At 50.7% G+C, this 14867-nt stretch carries 10 protein-coding genes; 6 read left to right on the top strand and 4 right to left on the bottom strand.

What is annotated here, in order from left to right; genetic code table 11:
• Positions 1-173: 173 nt before the first annotated feature.
• Entirely contained in the window at positions 174-1064 is an 891-nt protein-coding gene (gene rocF, locus ACYQ2M_RS07685) for an arginase (RefSeq protein WP_459915749.1), read from the top strand.
• Positions 1061-4018: a DEAD/DEAH box helicase gene (locus ACYQ2M_RS07680; protein ID WP_459915748.1), complete on the top strand. Its 2958-nt coding sequence runs from the start codon at positions 1061-1063 to the stop codon at positions 4016-4018. Before rocF ends, ACYQ2M_RS07680 begins: the two co-directional genes overlap by 4 nt.
• Before the next feature lie 100 nt (positions 4019-4118).
• On the opposite strand, the gene murJ is transcribed toward ACYQ2M_RS07680, so the two are convergent.
• Positions 4119-5690 carry a murein biosynthesis integral membrane protein MurJ gene (gene murJ, locus ACYQ2M_RS07675; protein ID WP_459915747.1) on the bottom strand — a complete coding sequence of 524 codons (1572 nt, stop codon included), beginning with the start codon at positions 5688-5690 and terminating at the stop codon, positions 4119-4121.
• 590 nt (positions 5691-6280) lie between these two features.
• On the opposite strand from murJ, the gene ACYQ2M_RS07670 reads away from it, so the two are divergent.
• From ACYQ2M_RS07670 to ACYQ2M_RS07655, 4 genes are read left to right on the top strand one after another with little or no spacing between them, the layout of a single operon-like run.
• The gene (locus ACYQ2M_RS07670) at positions 6281-6565 is read left to right on the top strand and encodes a hypothetical protein (protein ID WP_459915746.1); all 285 of its coding nucleotides are present in this window, start codon (positions 6281-6283) and stop codon (positions 6563-6565) included.
• A 58-nt stretch (positions 6566-6623) separates the two neighbouring features.
• On the top strand, positions 6624-7952 hold the full coding sequence (locus tag ACYQ2M_RS07665; RefSeq protein WP_459915745.1) for a M48 family metalloprotease: 1329 nt from the start codon (positions 6624-6626) through the stop codon (positions 7950-7952).
• A 15-nt stretch (positions 7953-7967) separates the two neighbouring features.
• Positions 7968-8417 (top strand): hypothetical protein, encoded by a 450-nt coding sequence (locus ACYQ2M_RS07660; RefSeq protein WP_459915744.1) that lies wholly within the window; start codon positions 7968-7970, stop codon positions 8415-8417.
• Positions 8418-10250: a UbiD family decarboxylase gene (locus tag ACYQ2M_RS07655; RefSeq protein ID WP_459915743.1), complete on the top strand. Its 1833-nt coding sequence runs from the start codon at positions 8418-8420 to the stop codon at positions 10248-10250.
• 105 nt (positions 10251-10355) lie between these two features.
• On the opposite strand, the gene ACYQ2M_RS07650 is transcribed toward ACYQ2M_RS07655, so the two are convergent.
• From ACYQ2M_RS07650 to ACYQ2M_RS07640, 3 genes are all read right to left on the bottom strand, one after another.
• Entirely contained in the window at positions 10356-11018 is a 663-nt protein-coding gene (locus ACYQ2M_RS07650) for a zinc metalloprotease (protein WP_459915742.1), read from the bottom strand.
• A 526-nt stretch (positions 11019-11544) separates the two neighbouring features.
• Entirely contained in the window at positions 11545-12834 is a 1290-nt protein-coding gene (locus ACYQ2M_RS07645; protein ID WP_459915741.1) for an L-lactate MFS transporter, read from the bottom strand.
• A 90-nt stretch (positions 12835-12924) separates the two neighbouring features.
• On the bottom strand, positions 12925-14829 hold the full coding sequence (locus ACYQ2M_RS07640) for a propionyl-CoA synthetase (RefSeq protein ID WP_459915740.1): 1905 nt from the start codon (positions 14827-14829) through the stop codon (positions 12925-12927).
• Between the last annotated feature and the right edge of the window lie 38 nt (positions 14830-14867).

Here is a 14867-nt window from a genome sequence, read left to right as displayed (position 1 = left end):
GGTCTTGAGAAAACGGGGTATCAAGTATTAAGGTTGAATGAAATTCATCCGTTATGATATATCTTCCTATAAAAGACTGCAACCATAAGGTTGGCACATTCACATTTTCCCGGTTTTGGGCTGAATTAGTCGATGTTCAGGTTTTTTATGTTGATAAAAATTGAGAAGGGGTCATGGAAAAAAAGATTAAAATCATAGGTGCACCCATGGACTTCGGGCAGCTTCACCGGGGGGTGGATATGGGGCCTGCTGCCCTCAGATACTCCGGGCTTGTTACGGCGTTGCGAAGCCTGGGATATGAAGTGGAAGATTCCGGAGATGTGCTGGTGCCGGTGCGAGATCAGGGTACGGATAAGGCGCCAAAAAATTATCTCCCTGAAATTACCCGGGTGTGTCAGCGGGTGTATGATGCCGGAAAACAGGCCGTAAAGGATGGCTGGGTTCCTATTTTTCTGGGAGGGGATCATTCCATTGCCACCGGAACCGTGGGGGGGGTATCCCATGACAGGTCAACGGGTCTTATCTGGCTGGATGCCCATGGGGACTTTAATACCTCGGAAACCTCTCCCAGCGGCAATGTCCACGGTATGCCCCTGGCTGCCCTCATTGGGGAAGGGGATGCCGGCCTTGTCAACATTGGCCGCAATGCAAGTAAAGTGGAGCCCGACCAAGTGGTTCTCATCGGTATCCGGGATTTGGATGTAAAGGAAAGATATCGTCTTAAAGATTCCGGCATAACCGTCTATACCATGCGCGACATTGATGAACAGGGAATCAGTGCCATCACCCACAAGGCCTTGATGAAATTTGTTCACATGAAAAGTATCCATATCAGCCTGGATATGGATGTCATGGATCCGGCCGAAGCCCCGGGGGTGGGAACTCCTGTACCCGGGGGGCTGACCTACCGGGAAGCCCATCTTTTCATGGAAATAATTGCCGATTCGGGAAAGCTTGCCTCCATGGACATTGTGGAGATTAACCCCATTCTGGATCAGGCCAATAAAACTGCCCGGCTGGCCGTGGATCTCATTGTATCTGCCATGGGGAAAAGAATTTATTGAGCCTTTTCGAATACATTGACGCCCTGAAAAAATATAAGGAATTGGGACCGGACATTGTGTGCCATCGCACTCTTCCTTCCCGATCAGCCATCTATGCCCCGGAGGATTCCAGCCATGCGGGTTCCGTAAAAGCCGTTCTGACCAGGGCGGGCATATCCCGGCTTTACGCCCACCAGGAAAGGGCCATGAGACAGATCCGAAAAGGCTTACACACGGTGGTGGCCACTCCCACGGCCAGTGGCAAAAGTCTGATCTATAATCTGCCGGTGCTGGAAGCCCTTTTAAAAGATGCTCATACCCGGGCATTGTATATGTTTCCGTTAAAGGCCCTGGCCCGGGATCAGCTGGGAAGTTTGCAGCAGCTGTTTGATGCCGTGGCCCTGGACCATTTTGGTGCCGGTGAATTCACGGCGGCCGCCTATGACGGTGATCTGTCTGCCCATGAACGGACCCGCATCAGAAATACGCCCCCCAATGTTCTTTTAACCAATCCGGAGATGCTGCACCTTGCCATGCTTGCCCACCATGGGCTGTGGGAAACCTTTTTTAAAGATCTTAAATTTGTGGTGGTGGATGAGGTGCACACCTATCGCGGGGTGATGGGCTCCCACATGGCCTGGGTGTTCCGGCGGCTTCGGCGTATATGCCGTCATTACGGAAGTGATCCGGTGTTTATTTTTTCTTCTGCCACCATTGCCAATCCCAGGGAACTTGCATCGGACCTCACCGGACTTAAGGTGGAACTTATCCATGAAAGTGGAGCGCCTTCGGGAAAAAAAGAGATACTTTTAATGGGGGGCATGGCCGGGGCCGCCCACACGGCCATACAGCTCATGCATGCCGCCATCCATCGCAACCTGCGAACCATTGTCTACACCCAGTCCCGGAAAATAACCGAGCTTATTGCTATGTGGGCAGCCCAGCGGGCGGGCAGCCTGTCTTCCAGAATAAGTGCTTACCGGGCCGGCTTTCTGCCCGAAGAGCGCCGGGGCATTGAAGAAAAACTGGCCAGTGGAGAGCTTCTGGCCGTGGTATCCACCAGCGCCCTTGAGCTTGGCATTGACATCGGAAATCTGGACCTTTGTATTCTGGTGGGGTATCCCGGGTCCATCATGTCCACCTGGCAGAGGGCGGGACGGGTGGGAAGAGACGGCGGGGATTCCGCCATGATTTTTGTGGCCCATGAGGATGCCCTGGATCATTATTTTATGAATAACCCGGATCATTTTTTTGACATGCCGCCTGAAACGGCGGTGATCAATCACTTGAATCCAGTGATCATGGCCCGTCATCTGGAATGTGCCGCAGCGGACCTTGCCCTGGTTGCCGGGGAAGAAATGATGCAGACCTCCGGGGTATCTGATGCCCTCAAAGCCCTTGAAGGGGATGCAACCCTTTTAAAAAGTGCCGATGGAAACACCTGGTTTGCCTCCCGTAAAAGCCCCCATCGAACGGTGGGGCTCCGGGGAACCGGCAGCACTGTGCCCATATTTCTTTCCGGGACCAGGACGCTTCTTGGCAGCGTGGACAAACACCGTGCCTTTTACGAGACCCACGAAGGAGCCGTTTATTTACACCATGGCAACACCCATGTGGTGAACCGGTTTGATCCAGACAAGGCTATTGTGGAGGTGTCTCCTGAAACCGTTGGGTATTACACACGGGCCAGATCAGTGAAATCCACCGAAATCCTGGAAGAGACCGCCCATTGTTTTGTGTGGAATACCCGCATGGGCTTTGGAAAACTGCGGGTCACCGACCATGTCACAGGTTTTGAGCGAAAGGCGGTGGGTTCCGGAAAATCCCTTGGCATTGTTCCGCTTAATTTTTCTCCCAACACCTTTGAAACCGAAGGTCTCTGGATTGAGATTTCCGATGACATAAAAGGCTTCATGGAATCCAACCGCTACCACTTCATGGGGGGAATACACGCCATGGAGCATGCTGCCATCGGTATCCTTCCCCTTCTGGTGATGACGGATCGAAACGATCTTGGCGGGATTTCCATACCCTTTCATCCCCAGATCGCCCGGGCCGCCGTGTTTATCTATGACGGCACCCCGGGGGGGGTGGGACTTTCCTGGCAAGCCTTTTCCCATGGACAGGCTTTGCTTGAGCGAACCTTCAATGTCATTGCCACCTGTCGGTGCGATAACGGTTGCCCTGCCTGCGTGCATTCCCCCAAGTGCGGCTCCGGTAACCGGCCCATTGATAAAACTTCGGCATTAAAAATTCTAGAACTGATGAAAAAAAAGACGATTAAGGCCAATGCACCGGGACCGGTAACCCGGGTCATGGAACGTGTGGGAGAATTTGTGCCTTCCATGAAACAAAAGACCACGGGTGGAACACAGGAAAAACATCCCAGACAGCAGGAGCTTTTACCGGGCTTTGGAGATCTGCCGGCAATAAAAGAAGAAAAGCTGCGTTATGGTGTGCTTGATCTGGAAACCAGAAGGTCTGCACAAGAGGTGGGGGGGTGGAACTTGGCCCATGACATGGGTGTCAGTTGCGTGGTGGTGTATGATTCCCATGCCGATGTCTTTAAAGAATACCTCCAGGAGGATGTGCCGACCCTGGTAAAGGATCTCGTCGAGTTTGATCTTGTGGTGGGATTTAATATCATGGGCTTTGATTATAAAGTGCTGTCAGGATTGTCGGATTTTGATTTTTTCAGTCTTCCCACCCTGGATCTGCTGAAAAAAGTCCATGGAAAGCTGGGCTATCGGCTTTCCCTGGATCGTCTGGCCCAGGAGACTCTGGGAACAAAAAAAAGTGCCGACGGTCTGCTGGCCCTGAAATGGTGGAAGGAAGGCAAATTGCGGGAAATAATAGATTACTGCATCCAGGATGTTCGGGTCACCCGGGATCTGTATCTGTTTGGGCGGGACCATGGGCATTTGTTGTTTCGTAGCAAGGCCGGTCATCAGGTGCGCCTGCCGGTGAATTGGTAAGGGGGGCATTCCCATTTTCATTCTTTGTTGTGGATTTTTCAAAAGATGGGGCTTGGTTACAAGATGAAATCGTGGATAGTAACAGCTGAATTTGACTCTTTCATGACTTGAGCCGGGCAGCTATTTTTTTTGTGAATAGCCGGATTTCCACAATATTGAACAATGAGCCGGTGGCAATAAAGACAGCAATAAAAACCATGGTGGTGATTAGGCAGATGCCAAGGGCCCCGGTGGTGGTGGCAGAATTTAAAAAACGGGACAGAGGGGCTGCCAGATTCAAGAGCAGCCATCCAATGCCCGTACTCAACACGGCCATTTTAATGAAGAAAAGATAAACGGTCCGCCCCCCATGATTGTGGCTTTTTTTATTCCACAGAAAAAACAGAAGGCCCGTCTGAAAGGTGGCACCAAGGCTTAGGGCAAGGGCAATACCCATGGCCCCCATATGGTGCATGAGTCCATAAAAAATCGGCAGACTTATTAACACAGCCGCTGATCCCGCAAGGGCTGGAAACCAGGTATTCTGGATGGCATAATATCCTCGGACCACCACGGTCTGGGCAGCAAAGGCAACGGTGCCCGCCATGAGAAAGGGAAGTACTCTGGACGTAAGCCCGGTGGCTGCGGCATCAAATTGTCCCCGCTGGAAAATAAGAAATACGATTTCTCGGCGCAGGACCATGAACAGTACGGATACGGGAATGACTAAAATGAGAAATTTTAAAGTGGTGTTCAACAGGTTGTTGAGTTCATCCATTTTGCCTTTGGCTGCCAGTTTTGCCATGAACGGGTAGGAAGCCACCCCCACGGCCTGACCAAACAGCCCCACCAGTATAAACATGATCCGAAGGGCATAGTTAAGGGCGGCAATGCTTCCCGGTTCCAGAAATGAGCCGAAGTATTTCAGCAGAATTTCCGTGGAAAAGGTCATGGTCAGCCCCACCATCAGGGGTAGTGTCAAGAGAACATAACGAATAAAATCAGGATGGCTTAGACTGAATATTGGAAAAAGATTCATTCCGCATTTCTTTGCCCCCATGTACTGCAAAACAAAATTACCGGCAAATGCTCCGCCCAGCACCCCCCAGGCAAATCCTTCCATGCCCAGGCGTGGCCCCAGAAAAAGTCCCCCCATGATAATCCCCAGATTGTAGATCAGGGGGGCCAGGGCCGGAATTATGAATTGTTCCCTTGCAAACTGCACGGCCATGAAAAGACCGCCGGTGAAAAAGCACATCTGGGCCGGCATGATAATTCGTGTCATGCGAACGGCCTTTGTAAATAAAATAGGATCTTTAAGTCCAGGGGCCAGCAGTGATACCAGCTGGGGGGCAAAACAGAAGGCAATGATCAAAAGGATGAACATCAGACTGCCGAAGGTGTTTAAAACAATGGAGAGAATTTTCCATCCGCCCTCGTGGTCCTTTCGGGCTAGGTAGCTGGAAAACAAGGGAATAAAGGTCACCGATAAAAAACCGCTGGCCACAATGTGATTCAGAATTTCAGGGATGATAAAGGCCACCTGGTAGGCATCCACACCTCCCCCGGCACCGCCAGCATAGGCAATGGCCATTTCCCGGAAAAGCCCGATGACACGGCTGGCAAACACCGAGGCCATCATGATAAATGAGGCCACGCCGACTTTTTTCAGGGTGCCTTGTTTAGATGTCATCTTCTTTCCTTTATCTTTTATCGGGGTGTTCATCACATCTGCCAGTCATTATAATTTGGTGGGCCTTGTCACTACATGGGCCATCCGTCACAGTTTGAGGGCCAATGGGGTCAGTTTTTTGTGATTGGAGCGGAGGTATTTATCAAGCCCCATTTGCCGGAAGATGTAGCACAATGAAAAATGAAATAAAAGGAAATTTCGGCTGGACGTCTGCCCTGCCTTACAGGTTGCTCAAAAATTTTTCAGGACCTTCTGACATTTAAAACTCTCTAAAAAGGTTTGACTCATTGCTTCTATCAACTTATATAATACAGATGTTCTGGCTGATAAAACGAAGCATGAAAATGTAATTATGCTGCCCCCAGAGGCCATCCCATACGACCCGGGACCTTTTGCGGTCCATTTGGCCTGACGGACTAAAGCCCAGGCACTGCAGGGCAGGTTTATTCTAAAACTGTTTGCGTTTTGTTACAATTGGCCGGACAAACAGGCTTATCGCTTTTGGCTTCTGATGGTTCGGACTGCCCGCCAGTTGGGGGCTGTGGTGTCGGCATTATTATGAATATGACAAAAACGTAACCGGAGGAAAAATGGAGATAAACAAGTTTACCTTTCTGGGAATTTTTTCCTGGATCTGCGGTCTGGGAATTGTGATGTTTCAGGCGATATCCCTGGCCATGGATAAGGACAGTCAATGGACAGGCCTCTTTCTAGGGGGGATTGTCGGGGATAAGCTGGATGGATTGGCTGAGAAAATACCCATGGAGGTGCTCCAGACAGGATTTCATTATATGATGTATGAACTGCCCTTTTATCAACTGCTGCTGTTGTCGGGGGTTGTTTTCTTTGTCCTTGGAATGTGTTTTCGAAAATAAGCAGGTCAGCAATATTTAAATCCATAGCTGGCGCAGTGCATGATACAGGGAGGAAAAAATGGAAAAACAATATCAAAACAGACCTTTGACGCGCCGACAATTCCTGCAGTTATCCGCCCTTGCCGGTGCCGGAGCACTCACCGGATGCGCAGTGAACCCGGTGACCGGTGAAAATCAGCTGATGATGGTGTCCCGGGAGACGGAAATTTCCATGGATCAACAGCAGTCTCCCCATCAGTTCTCTTCTGATTTTGGAATCCTGCAGGACAATAACATCAATTCATACATTGCAGGGGTTGGAAACAAACTGGCATCAAAAACCCACAGACCGGACATGCCCTACTCCTTCCGGTGTGTCAATGCCACCTATGTCAATGCCTATGCCTTCCCCGGGGGCAGCATTGCTGTGACCCGGGGTATTTTACTGAAACTTTCCAATGAGGCAGAACTTGCGGCTCTGCTGGGTCATGAACTGGGGCATGTCAATGCCCGGCACAGTGCAGAACAGATGTCCAAGGCAAGTATATCTTCTCTGTTGATCGGGGGCGTTTCCGCGGTGATCGGTGCCAAGAGTTCCCAGCTGGGAAAACTGGCCCAGCAGATTGGCATGGTGGGGCAGGGGGCCTTGCTTGCCCGGTACAGCCGGGCCAATGAGCGGGAAGCCGATGCCCTGGGTAATCAATACATGGTCACTGCCGGGTATTCCACGGACGGGTTTGTGGGGTTGATGGCTCTTCTCAACCGCATGAATGAAGGGCATACCGATGCTGCAGAAATGCTTTTTTCCACCCATCCCATGAGCTCGGAAAGATACGAAACCGCCATTTCCATGGCAGGGCGTGAATATGCCCACACCCGGACATTCCCCCTGTACCGGGAGCGGTACATGGATATCATGGCTCCGTTACGGGCCAAGGAAAAACTCATCACCGCTCTGCAGGAGGGCGATGCCTTCATGGCAGGGAAACAATATGACAAGGCCCGGGAGCGTTATAAACAGGCCGTGGCCATGGATGGCCGGGATTATGCGGCAAGGGTGATGCTGGCCCGGTGTTTTCTGGTGCAGAAAAATTACACCGACGCATATACCCATGCAGGGGTGGGCCATGATATTTATCCCACCGAAGGCCAGGCCTGCCACGTGGCGGGATTTGCAGCCCTGCAGCTTAAAAAATTCAACACGGCACTTAATTATTTTAACACCTATGACCGACTGCTGCCCGGTAACCCCGGGACTTTGTTTTTCAAGGGATATGCCCTGGAGGGGATGAATCAGATTCAGCCTGCGGCAACTCAGTATGCCGCCTATCTTGGCAAGGTACAGCAGGGCGATTATGCGGCCCATGCCTACAATCGTCTTAAGGCCTGGGGATACATTAAAAATTGATGATGGACGTGGATATTGAACCTGGACATTGAACAGATGCTGCATGCCAGCCGGGTGATGACCCTGGCCGTTGCCTGGCAGGAAGGGGCCTGGTCCTCACCGGTTTATTTTCTGTATCGAAAAAAAGCCTTTTATTTTTTTTCAGGCCAGGACAGCCGTCATATCAGGGGAGCCATGGAAAACAAGGGCAGGGCAGGGGCCTCCATCTTTGCCGATGCCCATTCCTTTATTGAGATAAGGGGGCTTCAGATGGATGGAGTCATTGTATCCGTGGGAAAGAACAAGGAAGGCCTGGGGGCAGCCATGGGCTATCTGAAACGATTTTCCATCCCCCATGAAAAAGGAAATGCATTGTCCTTTCTTGAACAGCAATATCGGGCATGCCTTTATAAATTTCTTCCCCATCGTCTTGTCTATATGGACAACCGGGTTGCCATGGGGTTTAAAAAAGAACTGGAGCTGTGAATGGGATTTAAAAGCCTTGGGGCATGTGTTGATTTTCTGGAAAAAAACGGGGATCTGGTGCGTATTAAGACTCCCATTGATCCCAATCTGGAAATGGCGGCGGTGCACAACCGTGTTTTTGCCGCAGGGGGTCCGGCTATTTTGTTTGAACAGGTCAAGGGCAGTAAGTTTTCGTCGGTGTCCAATGTCTTTGGTACCCATGAAAGGGCCTTGTCCATCCTGGCACCGGATCTTGAACGGGTCACCCGTCTGGTGGGGCTTAAATTTAATCCTCTGCAGGGGCTTTTATCGCCATCATCGGGTATCAAGGCCTTGACGGCCCTGGTCCATGCCCTGCCTTCAAAACGTAAAAACGGCCCTGTTCTGGAAAATCAATGCCGTCTTTCCGATCTTCCGGCCATTCGCTGCTGGCCCGGGGATGGAGGGGCCTTTATTCTTTTGCCCCAGGTGTTTTCCATGGATCCGGACATCCCTGGTATTTTACATTCCAATGTGGGCATGTATCGCATTCAAATGGGTGGCAATGACTATGTGCCGGACAGGGAAGTGGGACTTCATTATCAGATCCACCGGGGCATCGGTAACCATCACACCCGGGCTTTAAAACGGGGAGAATCCCTTCCGGTGTCCATTTTTGTGGGGGGGCCACCGGCCCATACCCTGGCCGCTGTTATGCCGTTGCCAGAAGGGTTGCCCGAGGTGGCCTTTGCCGGTGCCCTGGCTGGAAGACGGTTCCGGTATGGCATAAAAAGGGACGCGGTTTTTTCCCTGGACGCAGATTTTTGTATCACCGGGCGGGTGACACCGGGTCGGACCAAAAAAGAAGGTCCCTTTGGTGATCATCTGGGGTATTATTCCCTGGCCCATGATTTTCCCGTTCTGGAGGTCACCGGGGTTTTTCATCGAAAAAGGGCCATCTGGCCCTTCACCGTGGTGGGACGTCCCCCCCGGGAAGATTCTATTTTTGGAAAAATCATCCATGATATTACCGCAGACGCTGTTCCCAAAACAATTCAAGGGGTTACGGCTGTCCATGCCGTGGATGCCGCCGGGGTCCATCCCCTGCTATTGGCCAAGGCCATGGAACGTTATGTTCCCTATGAACCCAGACAGCCCCGGGAACTTCTTACCCATGCCGGTGCCATACTTGGCTTCGGACAATTGTCCCTTGCCAAATATCTTCTTATCTGTGCCCACAACGATAGGCCGGATCTGAATATCTCAGACACAATGGGTTTTTTTATTCATCTGCTGGAACGCATTGATCTGACCCGGGATGTCCATTTTTTAACCGCCACCACCATGGATACCCTGGACTATTCCTCCCCGGAGTTGAACCGGGGATCCAAGGTGATTCTGGCAGCTGCCGGAGAGAAAAAGCGCGATCTTTTGAGATATTGTCCCGATGAACTGACCCTTTCCCCACCCTTTGCCGGGGCAGAGCTGGCAGGACCGGGCATGCTGGCTGTCCAGGCACCGGCATTCAAAGATTATGAAAGTGCCCGACAGCACATGGATCTGCTTGTCCGGGATCTGGAATATCAGCGGTTTTTTAAGCTTCTTCCCCTGGTGGTGGTGGTCGATGATGTCGTGGGCACCGCAAACGATTTTGACACCTTTTTGTGGGTCACCTTTTCAAGATCCAACCCTTCCCACGATATCTATGGTGGGGAAAGTTTCACGACCTTCAAACATTGGGGATGCAAGGGGCCTTTAATTATTGATGCCAGAATAAAGCCCTTTCATGCACCGGTTTTGGAACCGGACAAGGACGTGGAGGCAAGAGTGGATGCCCTGGGGCGGCGGGGAGGACCCCTTCATGGCATCATCTGATGTCTCAAGAACCGGGAAAATGGGAATACGCCCCATAACACTGTCAATGGATGCTCGTATTGAAAAGAATGCAAGCATTATCCCTGGGCCGCGAATGCCCTGACTTCAGGGGTGTGAAATGAAATTAAAAAGCCAGATGACGGCCGGGTCCATGTAATGGTTAAACAGGGTGATCCCCTTTATTTTCATGCTTAAAAACAGTCCCACCACCAGGTACGGTGATAACTTTGCAAAGGTTTTTCCTGCAAGGCTTATTTTAATTTTATCCGGGAAAAAAAACGCCAGTACCGCAGCACCGGCCAGGGGGGGTAACGGAATGATATTAAATACAAAAACCATGAGATTGACAGACACCACAATGGAAAAAACCTGGTCGTCCATCTGCCATTTTGCCATGATCCATACAATGCTGCCTGCAATGCCCGCCAGAATCAGATTGGCAAAGGGTCCTGCCAGGCGAACCATCATGTAATAAAATTTTTGGTGGTGAAGTCTATTTCGGTCAACGGCGATGGGCCTTGGCCAGCCAAAACCTGCGATGATAAAACATAAAATTCCCGGTAGACTTAAATGGAAGAGTGGATTGAAATGAAATCGATCCTGTGCATCCCTCTGGATATCGCCAAGTGCCGTTGCAGCAAAGGCCTGGGCTTCTGCGTTCACTGTGATGGATAAAAGAACCGCCACCAGAAAAATAATGGCCTGATCAAATTGAAAATGGGAGAAGTCCAGAATAAATGGAATGGGTATGAGGGTATTGGCAATCATTTTATTATCTTTCTCCAGTGACCCGTTTAGGGCTTGGTCATAACATTGGTCGATTGTCATAATTCAGTGGGACAATCTGACCCCATCCCAAAGTGGCCCATGTTGTGATCAAGCCCGAAAAAAGAAACCCCTGAAGGCTGGCCATGCCGTGTGATCCGCCTTCAGGGGAATTTGTGAGGATACTATCGTGTTGCGTTAACAATATTCTTGTCAGTCCTTATAATCCACATGTCCTGTCTAACACAACGAAACATGAAAATTGCATGATGCTACCCCCAACGGTACCCGATTTGGCCCCGTGGACCATCGGCGGCCCTTTGCTCTGCCGCTCTAAAGCCCAGGAACTTTCGGGCAGGTTGGTCCTCAAACTGCCTGCGTTTCTTAGCGCCCTGCAAGGCAAAAGGAGTCATCGCCTTTGGCTCCGAATTGGCCGGACCGGGTGACCGTTGGGGGCTCTTATGTCGCATTTTCATATAAAATGTGCTCCTTGAGATTTTTCAACAGCATATGCAGTCTTCTTGAAACATTAACCGGTAAACTGCGGTTTGGTGGTTATCCGGGCAAGAAGAACACCCGCCACCAGAAGACCACCGGAGATGTAAAATGCCAGGTTCAGACTGCCGGTGACATCCTGAATTACACCGCCAACCCGTGCCATAAAGAAGCCAAGGCCCCAGCCGATGAAGACCAGGCCATAGTTAAAGCCCAGGTTCTTGGCCCCGAAAAAGTCTGCTGTAAAGGATGGCATCAATGATAATCCACCACCATACTGCCAGTAAGCAACACCAACGACCAGGAACAGAAGGAACAGGTTTGCCGTGGAGATAACAAAGGGAAGGGCAAACAGGCACAGGGCAGAAACGCCGCAGTTGAGGCAGTAGGCATTGAGGCGACCGATTTTGTCAGAGTAGTAACCGGTGCCCACACGCCCGGAGGCGTTAACAAGCCCGCCAAAGGAGACCAGAAGCCATGCATTGGCCATGAAAAAAGGCATATCCTTTGCTGTTTTAACCATCAGGCCCTTGGCGGAGCTGATAATCAGAAGGCCGGACTGGGTGGTGAGAATAAACATGAAGACCAGTGCATAAAACTGCCAGGTTTTCATCATATCACCGGCTTCCCAGTTATGAGTTTTTTCGGTGGCCTGGGTTTGTCCTGTTCCAAGTTTTGCAGTGGGAGGAACATATCCTTCGGGGGGTGTTTTAAGCATCTGGCCCGCGATGACCACCACCACGGCAAAAAAGGTACCCAATGCCACAAAACTTCCGGTGACGCCATAGGCGTCAATGAGTTTCTGACCCAGCCACCCGATGTACAGGGCTGCACCGCCATATCCACCTACAACCAGTCCTGCTATGAGCCCTCTTTTTTCAGGACCGAACCATTTTAAAGCTGCCGGTGTGGGAGCCGCATAGCCGATGCCCATGCCGGCACCTCCCAGAATACCAAAACCAATGATGAGTCCGGTATAACTTTTCATCATGCCTGCAACGATACATCCGGCGGCCAGCAGAAGACCTCCCACAGTGGCACCGAATTTTGGGCTGATTTTATCCTGAATTCTGCCGCCGGGGATCATTAACAGTGCAAATACAATAACGCACAGGGAAAAGGGTGTTGCCGCCTGGGCATTGGTTAGATACACCCAGCCTTCATTTATACCGGTCATGGCTTCACCGGCTTTGTCTACATTTACAAGAGCCGATTTCCAGATGCTCCAGGCATATAGAATGCCAAGACAGAGATTAATCGCTGTACCTGAAAAGGTCGTTATCCAGGCCTGTGTCGGGACTTTTTCAATTGTATGTGTACTCATGCGTATCTCCTTGTTGTGTGAGCAGATGAAACGAAAATAGGTAAATAATAAATCGTTTTCTCCGCTCATATTTTTTACTTGCTACCTGTATCAGGTGGCCTTTGCACCATAACCAATGCGACCCAGGCTTTCTTCGATTTCGCCAAGAATGGCTGGATCATCTATGGTTGCAGGTGCCTTGTATGCCTTTTTATCGGCGATGCTTCGCATGGTGCCCCGCAGAATTTTACCAGAGCGGGTTTTGGGCAGCCGTTTGACCACCGTTGCTGTTTTAAAAGCGGCCACTGGACCAATCTGCTCTCTGACCATCTGGATGGCCTCTTTGACGATTTCAGCATGATCCCTTGTGACACCGGCATTTAAAACCAGCATTCCAAGAGGCACCTGACCTTTAAGCTGATCTTCCACACCCATGACTGCGCATTCTGCCACATCGGGGTGATTGGCCAGGACCTCTTCCATGGCACCGGTGGAGAGCCTGTGACCAGCAACGTTGATGATATCGTCGGTGCGGGTCATGACATAAATATAGCCTTCTTCATCAATGTACCCGGCGTCGGCGGTTTTATAATATCCCGGGAATTCTTCCAGATAGGCTTGCACATATCTGTCATCGTTTTGCCACAGTGTGGGCAGGGTTCCTGGGGGCAGGGGCAGTTTCACCACAATGGCACCGATGTCACCGGGTTTAACCGGATTACACGCTTCATCCACCACCTGGACATCCCAGCCGGGTACGGCCTTGGTGGGTGATCCGGGTTTCACAGGAAAGTGGTGCAGGCCTTCACAATTGGCTGCAATCGCCCAGCCGGTTTCGGTCTGCCACCAGTGATCAATCACCGGTACATTTAGTTTGTTTTCAGACCAGTGCAGGGTATCTGGATCTGTTCTTTCCCCGGCAAGGAACAATACCTCAAATTTTGAAAGATCATAATTTGCAATCAATTTACCCTGGGGATCTTCCCGTTTAATGGCCCTGAAGGCCGTGGGGGCCGTGAACATGCTCTTTACATTATATTCTGAAATCACCCGCCAGAAGGTGCCGGCATCTGGCGTACCCACCGGTTTTCCTTCAAAAAGGATGGTTGTGGCTCCCTGGAACAGCGGGGCATATACAATATAAGAGTGACCCACCACCCATCCGATGTCAGAGGCTGCCCAGTAGACGTCCCCGGGATCAATGGTGTAAATGGCTTTCATGGTCCATTTCAAGGCAACCATATGCCCGCCGTTATCCCTTACAACACCCTTGGGCTGTCCGGTGGTTCCGGAAGTATAAAGGATATACAGGGGATCTGTGGCTTTTACGGGCACACAGTCATGGGGGATTGCATCCGCCATGAGTTTCGCCCAGTCAAAATCTTTGCCATCTTTTAATTCAGCTGTCTCCATGGGACGTTGAAAAATAATGGTGGCATCCGGTTTTGAGCTTGACTGCTCAATGGCCGCATCCAGAAGGGGTTTATAAGGGATTTTTTTTGCCACTTCAATGCCGCAGGATGCGGAAATAATAACCTTGGGTTTGGCATCGTTGATCCGGGTGGCAAGTTCATTGGCTGCAAATCCGCCGAATACAACGGAATGCACTGCACCAATGCGGGCACAGGCCAGCATGGCCATGGCTGCTTCGGGGATCATGGGCATGTAAATGATGACCCGGTCTCCCTTTTCAACGCCTTTGGATGCAAGTACACCGGCAAATTTTGCCACTTCGTCTCTTAACTCTTTGTAGGTGTATTTCTTTTTGGTGTCGGTGACCGGGCTGTCGTAAATCATTGCGATGGTGTCACCATTTCCATTGTCAATGTGCAGATCAAGGGCATTGTAACAGGTGTTCATTTCTCCGCCGGAGAACCAGCGATAAAAAGGTTTGTTAGTATCGTCCAGCACTTTATCCCATTTTTTATACCAGTGGCATTCTTCGGCAATGGGTCCCCAGAAGGCTTCGGGATCTTGAAGAGAGAGTTCATATGCATCTGTGTAGAGGTTTGACATTCGTTATGGTCCCCTGTGTATCAGATTAGAGTGTCAGC

Source organism: Desulfocicer niacini, assembly GCF_054657595.1.
Note: the sequence above shows the minus strand (reverse complement) of the source record. Positions and strands in the feature narration are given on the sequence as shown.